We start from the raw sequence: 20338 nt of genomic DNA, 5'->3' as shown, positions 1-20338 counted from the left end.
ACGTCATGGAGTCTCTGGAAGGGCAAATCGCCATCGTTACCGGCGCATCGTCGGGCATCGGCGCTGCCAGCGCCCGTGCGCTTGCTGAAGCGGGCGCAACCCTGGTGCTGGTCGCCCGCCGCGCCGACCGCCTCACCGCACTGGCCGATGAACTGGGCCGTGGCAGCACGGCCTACGCAGCAGATATGGCGGATCCTGACGCGCCGCAAAGGCTGCATGATTTCGTCTTGGGTCACTTCAGCCGGGCCGACATATTGGTCAACAATGCCGGTATGCTGCATGCTGCGCCGATCGACGCATTCGACCTCGACCAACTCCGCCCTATGATCGCGATCAACTATGAGGCAGTGGTGCGCGCCAGCACCCTTTTCGCGCGGACAATGAAGGCGGCCGGAAGAGGGCAGATCATCAACATATCCAGCATCGGCGCGAACATCACCGCCCCCGGCGTGGGCGTCTATGGCGGCCTCAAGCGCGCGCTGGAGGCCTTTACCGACTGTCTTCGCGTCGAGCTTGCCGGATCGGGCGTCAAGGTAGGGATCGTTGCGCCGGGCACGACCAGCACCGAGATTTTCGAGGATATGAAGGCCAGGGGGCAACCGTCCTGGGACAGCTTCATCCCGCCGATGCAACCCCGCGACATTGCGGAAGCCGTCGCCGTCATCGCGCAACAGTCCGAACGCACCAATATCGCGCGCATCCAGGTCTATGCCGCAGCGGACAGTCATTGACGCCCCGGCCTGTGCCGGAGCGTCCTGTCATCAGTCAAGCGTGGCGTAGGCGTCCAGCCGGAACGGATTGACCGCGCCGCCATCGCGCATCTTCGCCACCCATTGCGCGTCCATCAGGAGGGCGCGGCCGACCGCGATCAGGTCGAATTCGCCCCGCGCCATCCTGTCGGCCACCAGCGCCAGATTGTCGGTCATGACGGTCGGCTGCGCGAAGGAGGATTGCAGATCCTTGCTGAGGCCCACGCCGCCGACCGCTATGGTCGGCTTGCCAGTCAGCTTCCTGATCCAGCCCGCCAGCCCCATGTCGGAACCTTCGAAGGCCGGCGCCGTGAAAATGCGGGTGCTGGCGTCGAATATATCCACCCCCGCCTCAACGAGCGGAGCGAGCATCGCTTCCAGTTCCGCCGGCGTCTCCGCATTGCGCGCGTCATAATCCTGCAGCTTCCACTGGGAGAAGCGGAAGATGACCGGAAAGTCGGGGGCGGTCACGGCCCGGATCGCCCGCATCAGTTCGACCGCGAAGCGCGCGCGCTCAGCGATCCCGCCGCCCCAGCGGTCGTCCCGCACATTGGTATGGCGCCACAGGAAACTGTCGATCAGATAGCCATGCGCGCCATGCAGGGCCACGCCATCAAAGCCCACCGCCTTCGCATTGGCCGCGCTGCGGGCGAAGGCGGCAATCAGGTCGCCGATCTCGCTGTCGGTCAGCGGGGCGGTGGGCGTGCGCACCTGTTCCAGATAGTCGGGAGAGACCATCGCCTTGTCGGTCGGCCCCCAAATGCCCGAGGGTCGCGCCGAGGGCGCATCGGGATGATAGCCCGTGCCCGGCACGCGTATGACGCCCTGATGCCACAGCTGAGGGATGATGAGGCCGCCCGCCGCATGCACGCCGTCCACGATGGTGCGCCAGCGCGCGAGCGCTTCGTCGCCATGCAGGACGGGCGAAGCGCCACCCCCCATGGTTTCACGTCCCACGGCGGCGGGATGGTCCACGCCCACCCCTTCGGTAATGATCAGGCCCACATCGGCTTCGGCCCGTCGTCGATAATAGCCCGCCACACCGTCCGAGGGGATGCCGCCCGGCGAGAAATTGCGCGTCATCGGCGCCATCACGAACCGGTTGCGCAGGTGCAGCGAGCCCATTGTGAACGGTGTGTATAAAATCTCGGCCTGCCCCATCAAAGCGATCCTCTCCTCTGCCTGTCAAAAGACCGTGCATCAGGGGACGGGCGCCGAAAACCTATCCTGTGACAGGACATCCGCACCCAGGACCCGCGCATGCTCGGGTCGACTCAGGCGGCTCCGACGGCAAGGGCGGACTGCGGACAGGCCTCGGCGCCTTCCCGGGCCTGCTCCTCCAGTCCTTCGGGAACGATTTCGTCGTCGACATACACGATGCCATTGGCGTCAAGCTTGTACACTTGGGGGCAAATTTCGGCGCACACGCCATAACCGCAGCATGCCGCCTTATCGATCACCACTTTCAGTTTCTGGCTCATCCAGCCTCTCCTTCTTCTTGGCTCACATTACACCTTGAACAGATTTAGTTCAATATGTATAACACGACTCAATCAAGGAAATTCTCCAGGAGAGCAAGATGCTGCACAATGCCGGGCTGACGCTGAGCGACGGAACGACGCTTGACGATCTCATCAACCGCGACATGAACGAGGTGTCGCTGCGCGTGATGAATGACAAGGAGCTGTATGAGCTGGAGATGGAGCGGGTGTTCGCCCGCACCTGGCTGCTCCTTGGCCATGAATCGGAAATTCCCAAGGCCGGCGACTATGTCATGCGCGACATGGCCGAAGACAATGTGATCGTCTCGCGCGACCGCAGCGGCGAAATCCACGTCATGCTGAACGTCTGCCCCCATCGCGGCATGAAGGTCTGCACGGCCGAAGCGGGCAATGCCCACGCTCATCGCTGCATCTACCATGGCTGGGCCTTCCGCTCGGACGGCAGCTTCATCGGCGCCCCAATCGAAAAGGAGCAGATGCACGGCAACAAGCGCTCCAAGGATGAACTGGGACTCAAAAAGGCCCGGGTCCATCTCTATGGCGGCCTGATCTTCGCCACCTGGAACAAGGATCTGTCGTTCGAGGATTATCTGGGCGATGCCAAATTCTACCTCGATCAGCTTTTCTGCCGGACAGACAATGGTCTTGAGATGCTTGGCCCGCCGCAGCGTTTCGTGCTGCCGTGCAACTGGAAGATTCCCGGCGAACAGTCCGGATCGGACGGCTTCCATACCCTGACCCTGCATCGTTCGCTGATGGAAGGCGGCATCATGGGCGGCACGGCCGAGTCGATCTACGACACCGCGCCGGGCATGTATGGCGTCGACCTTTCGGTGCCGCAGGGTCACACGCTGCGTTGCCTGGAGGCGGCGCAGACCTTCAAGATGTTCGCCGACGTCAGCTTCGAAGGAAAAACGACGGAGGAACGGCTCCATCTGCTGCCGCCACCGGGCATCACCAAGGAATTGATCCCGCAGCTGTTCAAGAATCTGTCGGAGGACCAGGTCAAGCAGTTGGCCAACATCCCGCCCCAGGTCGGCGGCATGTTCCCGAACATTCTGATAGCCTTCATCTTCGCCCCCCGCACGGATGGCGGCGCGTCGGGCGCTCTGTCGTTGCACACCTATGTGCCCAAGGGGCCGGACAAGGTGGAGTTCGTGAACTTCATCTTCGCGGAAAAGGATGCGCCGGAAGATGTGAAGCGCGACATGCTCCAGAACGCCATCTGGTCGACCGGCACGTCGGGCACGATCGAGCAGGACGACGCCGACACCTGGCCGCAGATCATGCGCAACTCGCGTGGTCATATGAGCAAGACCGTCACGCTCAAATATCAGGCGCTGCACGGCCATGAGCGTCCCGAAGGATGGGTCGGCGGGGGCGATCTCTATCCCGGCTTCACCAAGGACGACACGCAATGGGCCTGGTGGATGGCCTATTACAATCTGATGGCCGAAGCCTGAGCCGTCGCGACGAGAGAGGACAGATATCATGGTGAACTACGCGACCGCCGCCATCGACAAGACCAGCGTGCTGCGCGGTCTTGTCTCCACCAAGCGGGTGCCGCTCGGGTCGGAAGTCTATAACCGCCTGCTCGAAACCCTCTATGACGAAGCCGCCGCGCTCGACGAACGCCGGTTCGACGACTGGGTGGCCTATCTGGAACAGGATCTGAGCTACACCGCTCCCCTTCGCCTCACCCGCAACGGCCCGAACAAGGACCGCGACGTGGTGCGCACGATGAAGCATTTCGACGAGAATTACGGTTCGATCCTGATGCGGACCGGTCGCCTGGCGAAGAGCGCCTGGGCCGAAGATCCACCATCCCGCACGCGCCGCTTCGTCACCAATGTCCGCATCGCCGAGAGCGAAACGGCTGGCGAATACGAGGTGGTGAGCTACCTCTATGTCGAGCGCAGCCGCCTGGACAATCCGGAGAACGAGACGATCAGCGCCGAACGCCGCGACATCTGGCGGCTGGTTGACGGCGCGTACAAGCTGGCCAGCCGTGAAATCATCGTCGACCAGTCGACGCTGGGCATGTCCAACTTCGCCATCTTCCTCTGACCGGAGCGGCTTAGGTGACGGGAACCCCGCATATCGTGGTCGTCGGCAGCGGCCTTGCCGGCTATGGCGTTCTGCGTGAGCTTCGCAAGCTTGCGCCGGACGCCCGGCTGACGCTGGTCACGCAGGATGACGGGCATTTCTACTCCAAGCCCGCTTTGTCGACCGCACTCGCCAAGGGCAAGGTGGCCGATACGCTGATCACCACGCCGGCGGAAAAGATGGTCGCGCAGTTGAAGCTCGACCTTCGGGCCGGCCGTATCGTCGAAGCGATCGACCGGCAGGACAAGGCCGTTCTGACGACCGGCGGGCCGATCTTCTACGATCGGCTGGTGCTGGCGTTGGGCGCCGATCCGGTTCGCCCGCCGATCGATGGGGACGCCGCGCACCGCGCGCTCGCGGTCAACAATCTCGACAATTATCGCGAGTTCCGGGAAAAATTGCCGGACGGCGCCCGCGTGCTGGTCATGGGCGGAGGCCTTGTCGGCACCGAATTCGCCAACGATCTGTCGGCCAGCGGATATCGGCCGGTGGTCGTCGACATGCTTGGCCACCCCCTCGCCCAACTCGTGCCGCCGGGCGTCGGCCAGATGATCCGGGACGCGCTGGCCGAAAAGGGCGTGGAATGGCATCTGGGCCGCAAGGTGTTGGCCATCCACAAGGGCGACAGCGGCATCCGGGCCGAACTGGACGACGGCCTGGTGATCGAGGCGGCGGCTGTTCTGTCCGCCGTCGGGTTGCGCCCGCATATCGCGCTTGCGCAGGAGGCCGGGCTGGAGGTCGCGCGCGGCATCAAGGTCGATCAGACCGGCCGCACCAGCGATCCCGCCATTTATGCCATCGGCGATTGCGCCGAATATCCGCAGGGATTGGCGGCCTATGTCACCCCGATCATGGCGGCGGCCCGCGCCATCGCGCCCGGTGCGTTGGGCACGCCGACGGACATCCGCTTCCCGCCGCTGTCGGTCCAGGTCAAGACGACCGCCTATCCTGTCGTCCTGCTGCCCGCGCCTGTCGGCGTGGACGGGCAATGGCAGGAAGTCGCCAATGACGAGCGCGGGCTGAAATATCATTATCACGACGCGGACGGAGCGATCCGCGGCTATGTTTTCACGAAAGACTATTGCCAGGACCGCATGGACATGGACCGTGCCCTGAGCGAGCAGATGACAGGAGTGGCAGCGTGACGGGACTGGTGAAGGACAAGGTCGCGATCGTCACCGGCGGCGCGAAGGGGCTGGGTTACGGGATTTCCCGCTGCCTTGCACAGGCGGGCGCGCATCTCCTGATCACCGGCCGGGATGGCGCCGCCGCTGAAACGGTCGCCGCGGACATCACGCAAAGCTTCGGCGTCCGCGCCGTCGGCATGTCCGCCGACATGGGCGTCAAGACCGAAGTAGAGGCGATGATCGAGCGCGCCGTCAGCGAATTTGGCGGGCTGGACATATTGGTCAACAACGCGTCGCAGCTTTCGCCCAACGTCCTCCTCGAACAGAAGACGGATGAGATGCTCCAGCGGACGCTGGAGATCGGCACCTGGGGCAGCTGGTGGGCCATGCGCGCCGCCTTCCCGCATATGAAGGCGCGCGGTGGAGGTTCAATCATCAACTTCTATTCGATCGACGCTCAGACCGGCGCCTGGCTCCACGCCGACTATAATATGAACAAGGGTGCGATCCTGGGGCTTACCCGGACCGCCGCGGTCGAATGGGGACGCTTCAACATCCGCACCAACGCCATCGCGCCGACCGGTATGGGGCAGGTGTTTGCAGACCTCGCGGAAAACGTCCCCGGCTTCCTTGAGATGGCGACAGCCAGCAACCCGCTCAAACGCGCGGGCGATCCCGAAAAGGACATCGGCCCGGTCGTCCTGTTCCTAGCGTCCGAGATGTCGCGCTTCGTCAATGGCGAGCTGATCAATGTGGATGGCGGTCAGCATCTACCAGGCTATGTCAGCGTTCCGCACAACCTCGCCGAGATGGAAGCCCAGACATGAAATTGATGCCGCACACCGACTGGAGTGAAATCGTCGCGACGGATCAGTCCGGCAGCGTCCAGAAGATCATGGACGGCACGTTGCGCGCGATCAACTCCATCGGCGCGCGGCGCCTGTCGATGAGCGACATCAGCGAAAGCAGCGGCGTTTCGCGCGGCACGCTCTACCGTTATTTCGCGTCCAAGGAAGAAGTGCTGGCGGCCTTCAGCGAATATGTTTGCAGCAGCTTCGAAAAAGGCATTGTCGAATCGGGCGAAGGCATTGCCGAACCAATCGAACGCTTCCGCGCGGTGATGCGCTTTTACAGCCGCTTCACGATCGAGCGTTCGCCCGAAGGCATTTTCGAGGTCGAACCGGCCTTCCATCTCAATTTCCTGCGCAATCATTTCGGCCGGCACAAGGCCGCCGTCCAGCGTGCGCTAGAGCCCGTCTTCGACCATTTCGAAAGCCTGATCGGCCAACGGATCAACCGGGACGCCTTCTGCGACACCATGGTCCGCCTGCAACTGAGCACGCTCATCATTCCCGCCACCCCGGATTGGCTGGCCATCTGGAACAGCGCCCCCGATCGATTGTGCGACTGGGCATTGCAGATCGCCGCACACCATAGCGAACATAAGAAAGGATGAACTGATGGCTACTGCCCCCAAGGTGGATAATGAAATCCAGTGCGGCTTCGCCGAAAAGGCCGTCGCCGACGCGATGGTGGAAAAGGCGCGCAGCTTTCGCGCCTTCCTGCAGGCCGAAGCGCCCGAGGGCGAAAAGCGGCGCAGCCCTACGCCCGCCGTCGACAAGATGCTGAAGGAAGAGGGATTCCTGCGCATGCTGCTGCCGCAACGGCTGGGCGGCATGGGCCTTTCCCCTACGGATTTCTGCCGGGTGCAGATGGAGGTCGCCAAGGGCGATCCCGCGATCAGCTGGGTGATCCAGATCATCAACGGCACAAGCTGGATCACCAGCCTTGCGCCCGATGGCGTGCAGGAGGCTGTGTTCGGCGACGGTCCCCAGGCGGTCTGTGGCGCCTACAACCCGCCCGGCAAGGCCCGCAAGGTCGACGGCGGCTGGATCATCAATGGCACATGGCCCTATATGTCAGGGTCGCGGCAGTCGAACTGGGCGCAGCAGGGCGTCGTGCTTGAGGGCTATGACGGCCCGGTCGTCCCTGGCATCAGCATGTGCTATCTGCCAATGGACAGCATGACCATCCAGGACACCTGGTTCGTTTCCGGCATGCAGGGCACCGGGTCCGACACGGCGGTCGCCAAGGATGTCTTCATTCCCGAAGCCCAGATGGTGCTGATGGATGAACGCGCCGGCCAGATCGACCGGACCAAGCGCCATTTCGGCGCGCCCTCCGATCTGCTGCCCGCCGTCCCGGTCGTCCGCACCACGGGCATCGCGCAACTGATCGGCGCGGTCGAAGCCATGTTGGAGATCGTCACCGCAGAGTCGCCCAAGAAGCCGGTGCTGACGACGATAATCGGCCCCCGCACCAAGTCAGGCGCCTATATGCGCGATCTGGGCGAAGCGGCGGCGATGATCGATACCGCCAAGCTGATCCTGTTCGACCTGACCGCCAAACTGGATCGCGTCGGTCTGGGCGAAGAATTCACCCTTGCGGAAAAGGCGAAGCAGCGCGCAGGCGGCGCGCAGATGATCGAACTGGTTCATGGCGCCAGCGAGTCGCTGATGTTCCAGGCCGGTTCTTCGGGCTTCGCACTGGATAAGCCGATCAACCGCTACTGGCGGGACATTTCGATGGCGCTGCGGCACATCCAGAATATCCCGACCATCGGCTATGAGATCTATGGCCGGAATCTGACCGGCGCCGATCCGATCTCGCCGCCCGGCGCCTATTGAGGTCGAAAGAAGGGTCGCCCCTTTCCCAGCGGGCGACCCTCTCTTTTCCGCCGCCCGGCCGCATTCATCACGACAATAGGGGAATGCCATGCGGGCCGCCCTGATCGACAGCGATGGCGGCTTCGCGCTGGCCGATCATCCCGAACCGACCGCGCAGCCCGGCTATCGCGTCATCGACGTTGCCGCCGCCGGAATTGGGCCCACCGACCTCATGCGCGCGAAGGGCTTTTTCGGTCCCGTCGACGCGCCCTATGTGCCTGGCGGCGAGGGTATCGGGCATCTGGATGATGGAAGCCGCGTCTACTTCGGCCATAGCAGGCCGCCCTTCGGCGCGATCGCGGAACGCACGCTGGTGGCCGAGGAGGAAATCTGGCCTGCTCCGGACGGCCTTTCCGACGACCAGCTGATCGCCCTCGCCATCTCCGGCACCGGCGCGCTGATCCCTCTGGAAGAGGCGCGGATCGCGAAGGGCGAGTCCGTCCTCATTCTCGGCGCGACCGGCCCGGTCGGGCAGATCGGCGCGCAGGTCGCCCGGCTGCTGGGCGCGGGCCGCGTCGTGGCGGCGGCGCGCAGCCGCGAACGGCTGGAGGCCATGCAGGCCGCCGGTCATGCCGATGCGATCGCCCTGTTGGGCGAGGGCGATGACGAGGCGGCGCTGAAAGCGGTCTCGGAACGCGGCTATGACGTCGTGCTCGACATCATCTATGGTCCACCCGCGCAAGCGGCGATGCGCGCCACGCGGCCCGGCGCGCGCATGATGAGCATCGGCGTGCAAGCCGGACCGACGGTCACGCTGTCCCTGCGCGATCTCGTCTTCCGCAGCCATATCGGCGTCGGCACCGGGCAACGCCCCGCCAGCGAGCGCCGCGCCGCCTATGACCGGCTGATCGCCATGGCGATGACGCGGGGCCTGACGGTCGACACAACACGCTATGCCTTTGCCGATGCCGCCGACGCCTGGGCGGCGCAGGCCGGCAGTCCCCATGGCAAGATCGTCATCACCCGCTGATCCCATGGACGCACCTGCCTTTATCGACCCTACCGTCCGCATTTTCGGCGATGTGCGGCTGAGCGACGATTGCAGCCTCTGGCCCTATGCCGTCGTCCGGTCCGAACGGGCGCATGTCTCGATCGGGCGCTGCGCCAGCATACAGGATCATGCGATGGTCCATATCGGCTGGGACGATCCCACGATCATCGGCGATTATTGCACCATCGGCCATCGCGCGGTGGTCCATGGCTGCACCATAGAGCCTGCCTGCCTGATCGGTATCGGCGCGACCATCATGGAGCGCTGCGTCATAGGGCGCGGCTCGATCGTCGCCGGACACAGTTTCCTGCCGCCCGACAGCGTGATTCCACCCCATTCGCTTGTTATCGGCACGCCCGGCCGTGTCGTCCGCCGCATCGACAAGCTGCGCGCGAACATCGTCGACGCGCTGCTCTATCGGGACAATGGACGCGCTTATGCCACAGGCGCCCATCGCATCTGGGAGCATGCCGACATGGCGAAGCTGGGTGACGAAGCCGATGCTATTCTTGCACGCGAAGCTGCAGGCTGGGATGACAGCGGCATAGGCGAGGCCACAGGATAAGAGAGCGACCATGCCGGACACGACCGATATTGCTAGAGACGCCATGCTGGACCTGCTGTTCCGCGACGCTCGCACCCATAATCAATGGAGCGCCCGGCCGCTTTCGGACGAGACCGTCCGACGCCTGTACGATCTCGCCAAATGGGGGCCTACGACGGCAAACAGCAATCCGGGCCGCTTCGTCTTCGTCCGCTCGGAGGCCGCGAAGGCGCGCCTCAAACCCCATCTGAGCGCGGGCAATGTGGACAAGGTGATGCAGGCGCCCTGCACCGTGATCATCGCGGGCGACACGCGGTTCTACGAATTTTACGGCAAGCTTTTCCCAACGCGCGACATGCGCAGCACGTTCGAGGGCAAGAACGCGCTGATCACGGACACTCTGGCGCGTTCTTCGACACTGCAAGGCGCCTATCTGATCATGGCGGCGCGGGTGCTGGGCCTGGATTGCGGCCCCATGTCGGGCTTCGATCAGGCCGGCACCGATGCGGAATTTTTCCCGGACGGCCGGTGGAAGAGCAATTTCCTGTGCAATATCGGCTATGGTGACCCGGCCGGGCTCTTTCCCCGCAACCCTCGGCTCGATTTCGAAGAGGCCTGTCTCGACCTCTGATGCCGAGGGAGGCGGCCGCCACAAAGCGATCGCCTCCCGCCGTTCAGCTTGCGGGCGTCCATACCAGCGGCAGCGCGACCGGCTGGATCATCCCCAGATGGCATTCCACCTGATGGCCGGGCGCGATGCGGAAGTCGGGAATGCGGGCGAGAAACTCCTCCATCGCGATCCGCAGCTCGCGCCGCGCCAGATGCATGCCGACGCAGGTATGGATGCCGAAGCCGAAACCGACATGCCGTGGCCGCCGGTCGAGCCGAACCTCGGCAGGCGCGTCGAACTCGGCCGGATCACGGCCGGCGAGCGTGGTCGACATCGCCACCTTGTCGCCGGGCATGAAGCGGATGCCGGCCACTTCGGTTTCCTTCTTGCAGGTTCTGAAGGTGGTCACCGCGCCATAAGCCCGCATCAGCTCATCTATGGCGTGCGGGATTTCCGACGGATTCGCGCGCAGAAAGGCCTGATCCTGCGGATGGCTGCCCAAATGCCGGAAATGCAGGCCCATATTGGTCGAAACCGTGTCCAGACCGCCGATGAACAGGTTGAACATGAAGCCCAACAGTTCGTCGTCGGTCAGCGCCCGGCCATTGATCTGTCCCTTTACGCCGAAACTGATGAGGTCATCGCGTGGATTGGCCCGCCTGTCCTCGATCTCTCCGCCCAGATAGGCAAGCACGCTACGCGTCGCCTCCGCGATCTTGGACAGATCATGATTGTGGAGCAGGTTCATTTCCCACTCCATGAACTCGCTCATCCGATCGTGCGGCAGGCCCATCAGTTCCATGAACACCTTGATGGGGAATTCAAAGGCAAAATCGCCCATGAACTCGCACTGGCCGCGCGGGGCGAAGGCGTCGATATATTCCACCGCATAGAGCCGGATCTTGTCTTCCAGCGCCGCCATCGCCTTGGGTGTGAAGGCCGGGTTGACCATCTGGCGAAAAGGCCCGTGGGCAGGCGGATCGAGTTCCGCTGGCGAGTTGATCCAGTTCCCCCCCACCAGCTTGGAGAAAGGCGAAAAGTCGGTCGAGGAGAAATGATCGGTGTCGAGATATATCTCGCGCAGATGCGCCATGCGGCGCGGCACCCAGGCGGGCGTGCCCCCCGGATAGGCGTGGGTGGCGTAGATGATGTCAGGCCCCTCATGCACCTGCATCGCCAGATCGTCGAACGGATCCTCTGTCGTCGTCATGCCGAAGATGAAGGGGAAATCCCGGCTCACCAGTTCGGGCGGCACATGATCGGGGATCGGTTGCTCGGGAAACATCATCGCACTGGCTCTCCTTGTCGTCTTTGCCGGAAATTTCGGGCGGACATTGGGCCGCCGCCCAGGCGCCAGGCACCTGTCCTTCAGAAGGATCGCGGCAGCCCCAGGCTTTCCGCGATGCCGTTGCGCACCATTTCGTTGGTGATGGGACCGATGCGCCACAGGCGGCTGTCACGCCAGTAACGCTGCATGTCGGTTTCCGCCGAATAGCCCATGCCCCCCAATATCTGGATGCCCATGTCCGCCGCGGCATTGGCGTTTTCGGACGCCATGAGCTTGAGCATATTGGCCTCGACGCCGACATTCTCGCCCCGGCTCTGCTTGTGCGCGCAATAATGCAGCATCAGTTCGGTCGTCTTCTGCATGGTCGCCATGTCGGCGACATAATGTTGCAGGCTCTGGAAGCGGCCGATGATCCCGCCAAAGGCCCTGCGTTGTTTCATATAGTCCAGCGCGTCTTCCAGCACGCCATCGATGACGCCCAGGCAGAAGGCGCCGACCATGATGCGCTCGTTGTTGAGCGTGGGCAGCAGCATGTACCAGGCCTTGTCGGGTTCACCCAGAACATGCTCGTCCGCGACGAGCGCATTCTCGAAATGAACGGAACAGCTGCCCATCGACCGCATACCCAGCTTGGCCAGTGGCGTGATCGTCACGCCCGGCGTCTTCGTCGGCACCCAGAAGAGGGTCAGGCCCTGATGCTTCTTCTCGACGCCCCTGTCGCTTCGCGCGATCACCAGCAGATAATTGGCGACATGGGCAGAGGAGGACCAGATCTTCTCGCCATTGAGCCTCCACCCGCCATCGACCCGGTCGGCCGTGGTGGCCATCGCGCCGAGCAGGTCCGTGCCGCCGCCCGGCTCGGTGAAGGCGATCGCAGCCTTCAGCTGGCCCGTCGCGATCAGCGGGAGATATTTCGCTTTTTGTTCGGCCGACCCGTAAAGCCCGATGGATTTGGACCCTGCAAAGCTGGTGATGCCCCATATCCATGCCAGGCCGCCCAGCGACCGGGCCAGTTCCCGCGCCAGCAGCATCTGCATGACGACGTCGCCGCCCTGCCCGTCATAATCCTCCGCTATGCCGACGCCGTGGAAACCCGCTTCGGTGAACTTGTCCCACAGCGCGAAGGGATAATGATGCTCGTCCTTTTCCAGCGCGCGCGCCCAGTCCTTGGGCACTTCGCTGTTCACCCAGCGGCGCACCATGTCGCGGAAAGAGCGATATTCTTCGGGCAGTTCGAAATCCATTGTCAGTCCTTTTGGTGTTGGTCCAGACCGCCGCCCGCCATGGCCTCGGCATCGCACAGGGCGATCAGGCGCGCCGCCATCCGGTCGAGGCAGGCCAGCACGCCGTCCTGATCGCCCGCCAGAAAGGCCTGCAGTATCGCCTCATGCTCGCGGAGGCCGCTTTCGCGGAGGGTCGTGATGCCATGCAGAAAAATGAAGCGAGCGATCAGCCCGCGCCGGTCCAGCGTCGACCGCAACAATTCACGGCTCTCCGAGGCCTTGATGAAGATCGTGTGGAAATCGAGCCCGGCCATGATCGCGGCCATATATTCGCCGCTCGGCAATGCCGCGCTATAGCGCGCGATCGCTCGTTTCAGCGTCCGGATCTCCGCAGCGCCGATGCGGGGCATGCCCCAGGCATAACCCAGCCGCCACAGTTCGGCCTGCACGCGGATCAGGTCACGGGTCACGTCAGGGTCGATCGGCGTCGCCCGCTTCAACCGGTGGGTTTCGACTTCGACCAGCCCTTCGGACGCCAGTGTGCCCAGCGCTTCCCTGACCGGCGTCGCGCTGACATTCAGGTCCTGCGCCAGCGCCGTTTCCCGCAGCAGCGCGCCGGGCGGAATGACACCCGCCACGATCCTCGATCGCAACACCGCCGCCACGGCCTGGCGCCGCGTCGCCGGGGATTGCAAAATCTCGGGCGAGTCAAGCCGTTCAAGGGCGGATGTCCAATAGACCATGGATGTATCCTGCGATTCCATATTCTATAGAATGCAGCACCGTGAAACGGTCCGTTCCTCTCCAAGGATAGGGTGTCGGGACAGCGAACCGCTATAGGGCCGCTGCATGAAATGCCCGAAATGCAAAACGCCGCAGAACGGTTATGGCGGGTGGTGCCGCGCTTGCGGCCATGCTGGCGGCAATGTTCGCCGGGCGCTGCTGTGGACGTTGATACCCACATTGATGATCGCGGTCCTGTTGCTCGCCCGGATCGGCTATGCCGAAGTCACGCGGCAGGGCAGCAGCCGCAACAGCTACAGTAACGCCATCGAAACCCAGAATGCGAGCGGCCGCAGCGCTGCCTTTGCCAAGCTCATGCATGATGCAGGGCAGACATGCTCGCGCACGTCCAAATCCCTGTTCAGGGGAGATATCGGCACTAACGCGGCCTGGGCGCTGCGCTGCGAGGATAGCGGCGACTGGCTGGTTCTGATCGCGTCCAACGGCGCGACGCGCATCGCGAGCTGTGGTCCGCTGAACAAGGCCGGGACGCCCTGCTGGACCCAGCTCTAGCGCCTCGGCCTTTTCTGGAGTCGACGCTCTCCGATTGCAGTCCGGGTAGGCCGGTCAGCCGAACCCCTCCCCGCTCCGCCACCAGCCAAGGCCGCGCGCGGCCTGCATCATCATATCCCATGCCTGCGCGCTGGCCGTTGCGATGGCGGCGGGGTCTGCTCCCAGACCGGCGAACGTGCGCTCGATCATCTCGTCGACATAGGCGCGTGGCTCGACCGACCGGAGCATCAGGCGCCGCCGCGCCTCGATCGTCATGCCGACGATCAGATCCACTGCCACCTCGATCGACCGGAACTGCATCTGCCCGCCATCCAGCGCGGCCTTCAGCGCATCGCGCACCAGCAGGTCGAACATGCTCGCCCGCGCGAAATAATCGACATAGTCGACGCGGCAGGTAAAGCCGCCCCAGCGCGGATCATGCCAGGCCCGCGCCATCGCCATCGCCGCGCCGCCGACCGCCCGGACCAGCGGGTCCGCCACATCGTCGAACAGCCTGCGAAAATCGGCGATCAGGTCCGCGGTCATCCGCTCGCCCAATTCATTCACCGCAGCGTCGAGGGACTCGAAATATTTGTAGAAGCTGCCGCGCGATACGCCCGCCGCGCAAATCACGTCATCGATCACCAGACTGCCGCTGCCCTGCCCCGGCTGATACAGGTCGAGCACGGCGTCCAGCAGCCGCTCGCGCATCCGGGCGCGCCTGATCGCAGCCGCCGCCGTGCGCGGATCGACATCAGCGGGAGCAGGCGCGGCGTCGGACATCGCCTCCCTATTGCATCGGGTGGAAATAGCGCGCAAGCAGGCTGCCATCCTCGCCGAATATATAATGTTCGATGCTGTGCACGCAGACAGGATGCCCGTCATATTCACCTTCGTTGCGGACATAGATGACGGCTTCGTTGCCGCTCACCTTCACATCCTCGACGAACAGTTTCCATCCGACATATTGCGCGCACAGGGCCTCCAGCTTGTCCCAGCCCTCCTGCACCGGGCCGGTGGCCGGGTCCTGCACCTTGAATCCGCCCGGCGCGATTGCGCGGAAGGCCGCCATGAAATCGTCGATACGGCCCTCGCTGAACATCTCGGCCTGGGTCTTCAGGAATGTCGCGATTTCCTGTGCGGTCGGTTGTGTCATGATATGTCCTTCTCCTGTCATTTCGGTTCCCCCCAGACCGGGGCCGGCGTGATGTCGGGCAGCAGGGCGATATTGGATCGCAGGCCGGTAATCGCCCGGCCATATAGCTCGATGGAAAGCTGTCCGTTCAACGCATTGTGACGGGTGCCGACGCTCAGGTCGCGCCAGATCCGCTGCAAGGGGCTGGAAAGGGCGAAGGCGCCCGGCCCGGCGATATCCATCAACCGGTTGCCCGCCGCGCGCAACAATTCCATCGCATAGCCGCAATCGGCCTGTATCTGAGCCTTGTCGAAGCCGGTGAGCACGCGGCATTGCGCGGTTTCGTCCAACATCCCGGCGGCACGGCGCACATGCAACCAGGCCGAATCGATCTCCATCGCCGCGCGGCCGGTCATGCCGACCAGAGCCTCCGAACCGCTCTGCCCGGCATAGGTCCAGCCCACTATCTGTCGCCTGGGCATCGCCTGCACCACGCCTTCGAGCAATGCCGTCGCCGCGCCCAGCATCGGCGCGAGCACGCCCAGCGGAAATAGCGGCTCCATCGGCCATCGGTCGCGCGGTTCCAACCCCTCCATCGCCAGGATCGCCTCGGCCGGCGGCGTACGCGACGACCAGAGGATCAGGTCGTCCGGCACGAACAGATCCCGCGCGACGATCATGTTGCTGCCGGAACCGGCCATGCCCGCGACATGCCAATTGTCCTCGATCGAACAAGCAGGGTCGCGCAGATCCAGAAATGCCAGAGCCGGTTCAACACCCCCATCCGTTTCGATCATGACGCCGTTCAGCGCCCAATCGGCGTGCAGGCACCCCGATCCATAACCCCAGCGCCCCGACACGCGATAGCCGCCCGACACCGCAACCGCTTTGCCCGAAGGCGCGGAGGCACTGCAAAACAGTTCCTCGCCGGTCTGGAACAGCCGCTCCGTCATGGCCGGCGGCAGCGCGAACGCCGTTCCGGTAATTCCTGACAGCAGACCATAGGCCCAGGCAGTGCCGACGCAGCCCTTGGCCAGTTCGGCAACTGTCTCGATATGGGTGGTCAGCCTGTGGCCTGGCCCACCGGCGCGTTCGGGCGCCGTGATATGGAACAGGCCGGATGCGCGCAACGCCCCCATCACCGCCGGAACGATCCGCCGCTCGCGTTCGCACGCGGCGGCATGGTTCTCCAGCAAGGGCCGCAGCGACGCGGCGATGCCTACTGGGTCGGCCACGAAGGCCACGGGCCGCTTGTGCGCCGGACGTTCTTCTACCGTTTCAGATCGCATCCGAATCATCGCTCCTCGCCGTTTCCGAATATAATGACGTTATTGTCATTATACGGCAAGCACGTCCGGGCGGTCCTATCCGTCCCACCGTCCTGCGAACCGTTGAATTTTCGTTTCGACGCGCCCTGCCTCCCGATAGGCTGTAGGCGGACGCTCCTCTTCTAGGGTCCGCGCAATCGCCGACAGCGCCGATAAGGCCGGCTCCAAGAGAGGACTTGCACCGATGCGTAAAATCGACCTTCCGCCCTTCGATCGCGCAGCTTTCGCCGACAAATATGGTCCCTGGGCCATCATCGCTGGCGCCTCCGAAGGCACCGGCGCCTGCTATGCGGAACAACTGGCCGCCATGGGCATCCATCTGGTGCTGGTCTCCCGGCGGCAGGAAGCGCTCGATGCACTGGGTCAGCGGTTGGCAACCGAACATGGCATCGAATATCGTGCCATCACCGCCGACCTCACCGAACAGAGCGCGGGAAGCCGACTGGTAGAGGCGACCGCCGATCTGGACATCGGCCTCTATATTTCCAATGCCGGCGCGGACGGCGCGGGCAACAGTTTCTTCGGCGAACCGGTCGATCGTTCGCTTCGGCTGCTCACCATGAACGCGGCCAATGTGCTGGAAGCGGTGCATGGCTTTGGCAATCGCTTCCTGAAGCGCGGCAAGGGTGGGGTCGTCGTCATGTCGTCCGGCGCGGGCCTTGGCGGGCAGCCCTGGCTGGTCATGTATTCCGCGACCAAGGCGTTCGAACTCAACTTCGTCGAATCGCTCTGGGCCGAGCTGGAAGGACAGAATGTCGATATCGTCGGTATCGCGGCCCCCATCATGGATACCCCGACCCTGCGCCGCGCGACCGAGGGGCTGGGAATGGATTATTCCATGGCCTATGATCCGGCCGATGTCTGCGCGCTCGCCCTTGCCAGCCTGGGCAAGGAACCGTTGGTGATCGTTCCCGATGGTCCGGACGAGGAGAAAATCCCGCAGATCCAGGCCGACCGCAAGACCCGCCTCGTAGCGCTGGCCGAATGGGGCAAGGCCTATACCGCCGCGGCGAACGGCTGACCGGGCACAAAAAAGGGGAAGAGGTAATGACGGATCAGGTCGACGTCGTCGTCATCGGCGCAGGACATAATGGCATGGCCGCCGCCGGATATCTGGCAAAGGCCGGCAAGAAGGTCGTCGTGGTCGAGCGTCTGGCCAAGGTCGGCGGCATGACCAGTTCGGGCTATATGATCCCCGAAGCCCCCGACCATCTGGTGACGCCCTGCGCTGTCGAACTGCTGTTCGCCCGTAAATCCGGCATTATCGAGGATTTCGACCTGCCCAAATATGGCCTGCGCACGGTCGATCCCGATCCGACCTACGCCTATCTCCATCCCGACGGCAGCTCGATCGCGCTCTTCTACGACTATCACCGCACGGCGGAGGATATTGCCCGCATCAACCGCAATGACGGCAAGGCCTATCTGGAGTTCATGAAGACGCTGAACGTCATGATGGACATCGGCTTTCCGCTGATGATGGCGGAGCCGGGGCGGCCGGACGTGAAGAACCTGTCGAAGATGATCGGCAGCGCGGTCCGCAATGTCCGCCTGAAGGACGAGCTGATCGCCATGTCGAAGGCGACGGCGGACCAGATCGCCTGCGAACGGTTCGAGCATCCGGCGACGATCGCCCTGCTGCTGGGCATCGCGGCGGGGGCCGGCCCGGTCGATGACGACGGCAATGCCGCCGCCTATATGATCTTCGCCGTCACCCACAAATATGGCACCGGCAAGCCGATCGGCAGCCTGCAATCCTTCGCCGACGCGCTCGCGCGCAGCATCGAGGCGTCGGGCGCGACGATCGAGCTCAATGCGCCGGTCGCCGAGATCATCGTCGATGATGGTGCGGCAAAGGGCGTACGGCTGGAGGACGGCCGCGTCATCCGCGCGAAGATGGTCATCGCGACCTGCGACCCCCGCACGGCCATGCGCCTCACGACGCCCGGCGGCGTTCCGCGGACGCTGACCCAGCGGATCGAACATGCCCCGGCGAACCGCTCGAACGCGGCGCCCTTCCTTGCCAATATCGCCATGTCGGGGCCGCTCCGCCTGAAGAAGCATCAGGATTTGCGGCATGACGACGCCGATCTCGACAAGGCGGTCGGTCTGATCGGCACGCCGGAGGAAGTGCGCGAGTCCTTCGCCATGGCGCGACGCGGCGACATCCCCGATCGGCACGCCATGTCGCTGAGCCCATTGTCCAATTCCGACCCGACGCAGGCGCCTCCCGGCGGCTCGCTCGCCTATGTCTATCTGCCGGGCGTCGCCGTGGACGCGCGGGAGGGCTGGTCGCCCGCGCTCAAGGACCGGACCATGACATCTGTCATCAGTCATCTGGGTGAATTTTACGACGGCCTGGACACGGAAGTCGGCCGCTTCGTCGAAACCGCTCGGGAGCGCGAGAAGCGGCTCAATGTCACCAATGGCTGCGTGACCCATATCGATTTCGGCGCGCTGCGTTCGGGCGTCCATCGCCCGGCCACCGGTTTCGGCGGCCCCAAGCCGCCCTTCCCTGGCTTCCTGATCGGCGGCGCCGGCGCGCATCCGGGCGGGGGCGTGTCCGGCATTGCCGGGCGGATCGCCGCCAACCGCGCGCTGCGCGAACTCAAGAAGATCAAATAAGCGATGTCGAGCAAACCTAATCCTGTCGCAATCCCCGCCCATCTGGACGATGTGACGGCGCAATGGCTGACGCAGATCATGCAACCGCGCTATCCCGGCATCGTGGTCGAGGCGATGGAGGAGGTGTTCCTCCGCAACAGCCATACCACCAAATATCAGGTGAAGCTGACCCTCAACGATGTCGGCAAGGCGGCCGGCATCCCCGACAATGTCTGCCTCAAGGCCAATTGGGCGCAATTCGACAGCCAGGGCATCTGCCGCCTCGAAGCGCGTTTCTATGAGGATTTCCGCCGCCACGTCGCATTCCCCGCCCCGCGCTCCTATTTCGAGGCATGGGATCCGCGCCCCGACAGCGGTCAGGGACTGGTCGTGATGGAGGATCTATCCATCGAGGGCGGTCATTTCGGGATCAGCACCGACCATATGGGCGTGGAGGAAGCGGCGCGCGGCGTCGCCAGCCTGGCGCGCATTCATGGCGCCTTCTGGGACAGTCCGGTCCTTCACGCGGCCGACTGGCTGCCCGTCTCCATGGCGACGCCGGTGGACACGCAGCAGCTGACCATGATGTACGGCTTTGCCGAGCAGAACCATGCCAAGCCGGACTATCAGGCATTCCTGCCGGGCTGGATCAAGGGCGATCTCTCGCGCCTGCATGGCGTCTACAACGCCCTGATCGATTTCGCGCAGAACAAGGAACGGGGTCCATGGTGTCTGGTCCATGGCGACAGCCATCAGGGCAACAGCTATGTCCGCCCCGATGGCGAACGCGTCTGGCTCGACTGGCAGCTCGTCCGCAAGGGACGGCCGATCCGGGACTTCACCTATTTCGTTCTGGGCGCCCTCACGATCGAGGAACGGCGCTCCCATGACCGGGAACTGCTGCGCCACTATCGGAACTGCCTGGTCGAAACGGGGGCGCTGGGCGTGCCGGATGACGACACGCTGTGGGAATATTATCGCCGCTGGCCGCCCTATGCGATGCAGGCGTGGATCGCGAACATGGACGAGTGGGGCCAGAAGGGCATGCACATCGTCGAGCGCATCTTCGTGGCGGGCGAGGATTTGGGCACGGTCGCCGCGCTCGGCGTGCAATTTTGACGTAAGGATGA

General features: G+C 63.9%; 22 protein-coding genes. 14 read left to right on the top strand and 8 right to left on the bottom strand.

All coding sequences use genetic code 11. The annotated features are described in order from the left end of the window. The first annotated feature begins 5 nt into the window (after positions 1 to 5). Positions 6 to 731, top strand: a complete 726-nt coding sequence (locus tag A0J57_RS00900) for an SDR family oxidoreductase (RefSeq protein WP_044662239.1) — start codon at positions 6 to 8, stop codon at positions 729 to 731. A gap of 30 nt (positions 732 to 761) precedes the next feature. Here the strand turns inward: A0J57_RS00900 and A0J57_RS00895 are convergent, their stop codons facing one another. Both A0J57_RS00895 and A0J57_RS00890 read right to left on the bottom strand, forming a co-directional pair. Further along, the gene (locus tag A0J57_RS00895) at positions 762 to 1910 is read right to left on the bottom strand and encodes an NADH:flavin oxidoreductase (protein WP_076605696.1); all 1149 of its coding nucleotides are present in this window, start codon (positions 1908 to 1910) and stop codon (positions 762 to 764) included. A 113-nt stretch (positions 1911 to 2023) separates the two neighbouring features. Then, positions 2024 to 2230 (bottom strand): ferredoxin, encoded by a 207-nt coding sequence (locus A0J57_RS00890; RefSeq protein WP_044662237.1) that lies wholly within the window; start codon positions 2228 to 2230, stop codon positions 2024 to 2026. A gap of 98 nt (positions 2231 to 2328) precedes the next feature. Here A0J57_RS00890 and A0J57_RS00885 point away from each other — a divergent pair, with 98 nt between their 5' ends. The 9 genes from A0J57_RS00885 to A0J57_RS00845 all read left to right on the top strand — a co-directional run bounded on the left by A0J57_RS00885 (position 2329) and on the right by A0J57_RS00845 (position 10376). Continuing rightward, complete coding sequence (locus A0J57_RS00885) at positions 2329 to 3714, top strand: aromatic ring-hydroxylating dioxygenase subunit alpha (RefSeq protein WP_044662236.1); 1386 nt, start codon at positions 2329 to 2331, stop codon at positions 3712 to 3714. Positions 3715 to 3742: 28 nt separating this feature from the next. Continuing rightward, complete coding sequence (locus A0J57_RS00880; RefSeq protein ID WP_044662235.1) at positions 3743 to 4318, top strand: 3-phenylpropionate/cinnamic acid dioxygenase subunit beta; 576 nt, start codon at positions 3743 to 3745, stop codon at positions 4316 to 4318. 14 nt (positions 4319 to 4332) lie between these two features. Further along, the gene (locus tag A0J57_RS00875) at positions 4333 to 5502 is read left to right on the top strand and encodes an NAD(P)/FAD-dependent oxidoreductase (protein ID WP_044662234.1); all 1170 of its coding nucleotides are present in this window, start codon (positions 4333 to 4335) and stop codon (positions 5500 to 5502) included. Beyond that, entirely contained in the window at positions 5499 to 6311 is an 813-nt protein-coding gene (locus A0J57_RS00870) for an SDR family NAD(P)-dependent oxidoreductase (RefSeq protein WP_044662233.1), read from the top strand. The genes A0J57_RS00875 and A0J57_RS00870 overlap by 4 nt, the downstream gene beginning before the upstream one ends. Next, a complete protein-coding gene (locus A0J57_RS00865) occupies positions 6308 to 6940 on the top strand; it encodes a TetR/AcrR family transcriptional regulator (RefSeq protein ID WP_044662232.1) in 633 nt (210 codons plus the stop codon). Before A0J57_RS00870 ends, A0J57_RS00865 begins: the two co-directional genes overlap by 4 nt. A gap of 4 nt (positions 6941 to 6944) precedes the next feature. Beyond that, a complete protein-coding gene (locus tag A0J57_RS00860) occupies positions 6945 to 8171 on the top strand; it encodes an acyl-CoA dehydrogenase family protein (protein ID WP_235600739.1) in 1227 nt (408 codons plus the stop codon). Between the two features lie 88 nt (positions 8172 to 8259). Then, positions 8260 to 9180, top strand: a complete 921-nt coding sequence (locus A0J57_RS00855; RefSeq protein ID WP_044662230.1) for a zinc-binding alcohol dehydrogenase family protein — start codon at positions 8260 to 8262, stop codon at positions 9178 to 9180. 4 nt (positions 9181 to 9184) lie between these two features. Then, positions 9185 to 9766, top strand: coding sequence for a gamma carbonic anhydrase family protein (locus A0J57_RS00850; protein ID WP_044662229.1), 582 nt, complete (start codon positions 9185 to 9187; stop codon positions 9764 to 9766). Between the two features lie 10 nt (positions 9767 to 9776). Next, on the top strand, positions 9777 to 10376 hold the full coding sequence (locus tag A0J57_RS00845; RefSeq protein WP_044662228.1) for a malonic semialdehyde reductase: 600 nt from the start codon (positions 9777 to 9779) through the stop codon (positions 10374 to 10376). Between the two features lie 43 nt (positions 10377 to 10419). On the opposite strand, the gene A0J57_RS00840 is transcribed toward A0J57_RS00845, so the two are convergent. The 3 genes from A0J57_RS00840 to A0J57_RS00830 all read right to left on the bottom strand — a co-directional run bounded on the left by A0J57_RS00840 (position 10420) and on the right by A0J57_RS00830 (position 13609). Further along, complete coding sequence (locus tag A0J57_RS00840; RefSeq protein WP_044662227.1) at positions 10420 to 11643, bottom strand: cytochrome P450; 1224 nt, start codon at positions 11641 to 11643, stop codon at positions 10420 to 10422. Between the two features lie 80 nt (positions 11644 to 11723). Further along, positions 11724 to 12887, bottom strand: a complete 1164-nt coding sequence (locus tag A0J57_RS00835) for an acyl-CoA dehydrogenase family protein (protein ID WP_044662226.1) — start codon at positions 12885 to 12887, stop codon at positions 11724 to 11726. A gap of 2 nt (positions 12888 to 12889) precedes the next feature. Continuing rightward, positions 12890 to 13609 carry a GntR family transcriptional regulator gene (locus A0J57_RS00830; protein ID WP_235600738.1) on the bottom strand — a complete coding sequence of 240 codons (720 nt, stop codon included), beginning with the start codon at positions 13607 to 13609 and terminating at the stop codon, positions 12890 to 12892. 106 nt (positions 13610 to 13715) lie between these two features. On the opposite strand from A0J57_RS00830, the gene A0J57_RS00825 reads away from it, so the two are divergent. After that, positions 13716 to 14162 (top strand): hypothetical protein, encoded by a 447-nt coding sequence (locus tag A0J57_RS00825; RefSeq protein ID WP_235600737.1) that lies wholly within the window; start codon positions 13716 to 13718, stop codon positions 14160 to 14162. Positions 14163 to 14216: 54 nt separating this feature from the next. Here A0J57_RS00825 and A0J57_RS00820 read toward each other — a convergent pair whose 3' ends face one another. From A0J57_RS00820 to A0J57_RS00810, 3 genes are read right to left on the bottom strand one after another with little or no spacing between them, the layout of a single operon-like run. After that, on the bottom strand, positions 14217 to 14924 hold the full coding sequence (locus A0J57_RS00820) for a TetR/AcrR family transcriptional regulator (protein ID WP_044662224.1): 708 nt from the start codon (positions 14922 to 14924) through the stop codon (positions 14217 to 14219). 7 nt (positions 14925 to 14931) lie between these two features. After that, the gene (locus tag A0J57_RS00815; RefSeq protein WP_009823784.1) at positions 14932 to 15297 is read right to left on the bottom strand and encodes a hypothetical protein; all 366 of its coding nucleotides are present in this window, start codon (positions 15295 to 15297) and stop codon (positions 14932 to 14934) included. Between the two features lie 17 nt (positions 15298 to 15314). Further along, a complete protein-coding gene (locus A0J57_RS00810; RefSeq protein ID WP_235600736.1) occupies positions 15315 to 16565 on the bottom strand; it encodes an acyl-CoA dehydrogenase family protein in 1251 nt (416 codons plus the stop codon). 223 nt (positions 16566 to 16788) lie between these two features. Here A0J57_RS00810 and A0J57_RS00805 point away from each other — a divergent pair, with 223 nt between their 5' ends. From A0J57_RS00805 to A0J57_RS00795, 3 genes are read left to right on the top strand one after another with little or no spacing between them, the layout of a single operon-like run. Continuing rightward, positions 16789 to 17625 carry an SDR family oxidoreductase gene (locus tag A0J57_RS00805; RefSeq protein ID WP_044662222.1) on the top strand — a complete coding sequence of 279 codons (837 nt, stop codon included), beginning with the start codon at positions 16789 to 16791 and terminating at the stop codon, positions 17623 to 17625. Positions 17626 to 17651: 26 nt separating this feature from the next. Beyond that, positions 17652 to 19229 (top strand): NAD(P)/FAD-dependent oxidoreductase, encoded by a 1578-nt coding sequence (locus tag A0J57_RS00800; RefSeq protein ID WP_044662221.1) that lies wholly within the window; start codon positions 17652 to 17654, stop codon positions 19227 to 19229. Positions 19230 to 19232: 3 nt separating this feature from the next. Beyond that, positions 19233 to 20327, top strand: coding sequence for a phosphotransferase (locus tag A0J57_RS00795; protein WP_044662220.1), 1095 nt, complete (start codon positions 19233 to 19235; stop codon positions 20325 to 20327). The last annotated feature ends 11 nt before the right edge of the window (positions 20328 to 20338 follow it).

This window comes from Sphingobium sp. 22B, from assembly GCF_001580035.1.
GTDB lineage: Bacteria > Pseudomonadota > Alphaproteobacteria > Sphingomonadales > Sphingomonadaceae > Sphingobium > Sphingobium fuliginis.
This window is presented reverse-complemented; position numbering and strand designations above follow the sequence as displayed.

Excerpts from the sequence above, each read along its gene's own strand:
- A0J57_RS00800 (WP_044662221.1), top strand. The coding sequence starts at position 17,652 with ATGACGGATCAGGTCGACGTCGTCGTCATCGGCGCAGGACATAATGGC.
- A0J57_RS00895 (WP_076605696.1), bottom strand. The coding sequence starts at position 1,910 with ATGGGGCAGGCCGAGATTTTATACACACCGTTCACAATGGGCTCGCTG.
- A0J57_RS00850 (WP_044662229.1), top strand. The coding sequence starts at position 9,185 with ATGGACGCACCTGCCTTTATCGACCCTACCGTCCGCATTTTCGGCGAT.
- A0J57_RS00840 (WP_044662227.1), bottom strand. The coding sequence starts at position 11,643 with ATGATGTTTCCCGAGCAACCGATCCCCGATCATGTGCCGCCCGAACTG.
- A0J57_RS00820 (WP_044662224.1), bottom strand. The coding sequence starts at position 14,924 with ATGTCCGACGCCGCGCCTGCTCCCGCTGATGTCGATCCGCGCACGGCG.
- A0J57_RS00855 (WP_044662230.1), top strand. The coding sequence starts at position 8,260 with ATGCGGGCCGCCCTGATCGACAGCGATGGCGGCTTCGCGCTGGCCGAT.
- A0J57_RS00825 (WP_235600737.1), top strand. The coding sequence starts at position 13,716 with ATGAAATGCCCGAAATGCAAAACGCCGCAGAACGGTTATGGCGGGTGG.
- A0J57_RS00835 (WP_044662226.1), bottom strand. The coding sequence starts at position 12,887 with ATGGATTTCGAACTGCCCGAAGAATATCGCTCTTTCCGCGACATGGTG.
- A0J57_RS00810 (WP_235600736.1), bottom strand. The coding sequence starts at position 16,565 with ATGCGATCTGAAACGGTAGAAGAACGTCCGGCGCACAAGCGGCCCGTG.
- A0J57_RS00890 (WP_044662237.1), bottom strand. The coding sequence starts at position 2,230 with ATGAGCCAGAAACTGAAAGTGGTGATCGATAAGGCGGCATGCTGCGGT.
- A0J57_RS00815 (WP_009823784.1), bottom strand. The coding sequence starts at position 15,297 with ATGACACAACCGACCGCACAGGAAATCGCGACATTCCTGAAGACCCAG.
- A0J57_RS00900 (WP_044662239.1), top strand. The coding sequence starts at position 6 with ATGGAGTCTCTGGAAGGGCAAATCGCCATCGTTACCGGCGCATCGTCG.
- A0J57_RS00880 (WP_044662235.1), top strand. The coding sequence starts at position 3,743 with ATGGTGAACTACGCGACCGCCGCCATCGACAAGACCAGCGTGCTGCGC.
- A0J57_RS00845 (WP_044662228.1), top strand. The coding sequence starts at position 9,777 with ATGCCGGACACGACCGATATTGCTAGAGACGCCATGCTGGACCTGCTG.
- A0J57_RS00865 (WP_044662232.1), top strand. The coding sequence starts at position 6,308 with ATGAAATTGATGCCGCACACCGACTGGAGTGAAATCGTCGCGACGGAT.
- A0J57_RS00805 (WP_044662222.1), top strand. The coding sequence starts at position 16,789 with ATGCGTAAAATCGACCTTCCGCCCTTCGATCGCGCAGCTTTCGCCGAC.
- A0J57_RS00795 (WP_044662220.1), top strand. The coding sequence starts at position 19,233 with ATGTCGAGCAAACCTAATCCTGTCGCAATCCCCGCCCATCTGGACGAT.
- A0J57_RS00860 (WP_235600739.1), top strand. The coding sequence starts at position 6,945 with ATGGCTACTGCCCCCAAGGTGGATAATGAAATCCAGTGCGGCTTCGCC.
- A0J57_RS00885 (WP_044662236.1), top strand. The coding sequence starts at position 2,329 with ATGCTGCACAATGCCGGGCTGACGCTGAGCGACGGAACGACGCTTGAC.
- A0J57_RS00830 (WP_235600738.1), bottom strand. The coding sequence starts at position 13,609 with ATGGTCTATTGGACATCCGCCCTTGAACGGCTTGACTCGCCCGAGATT.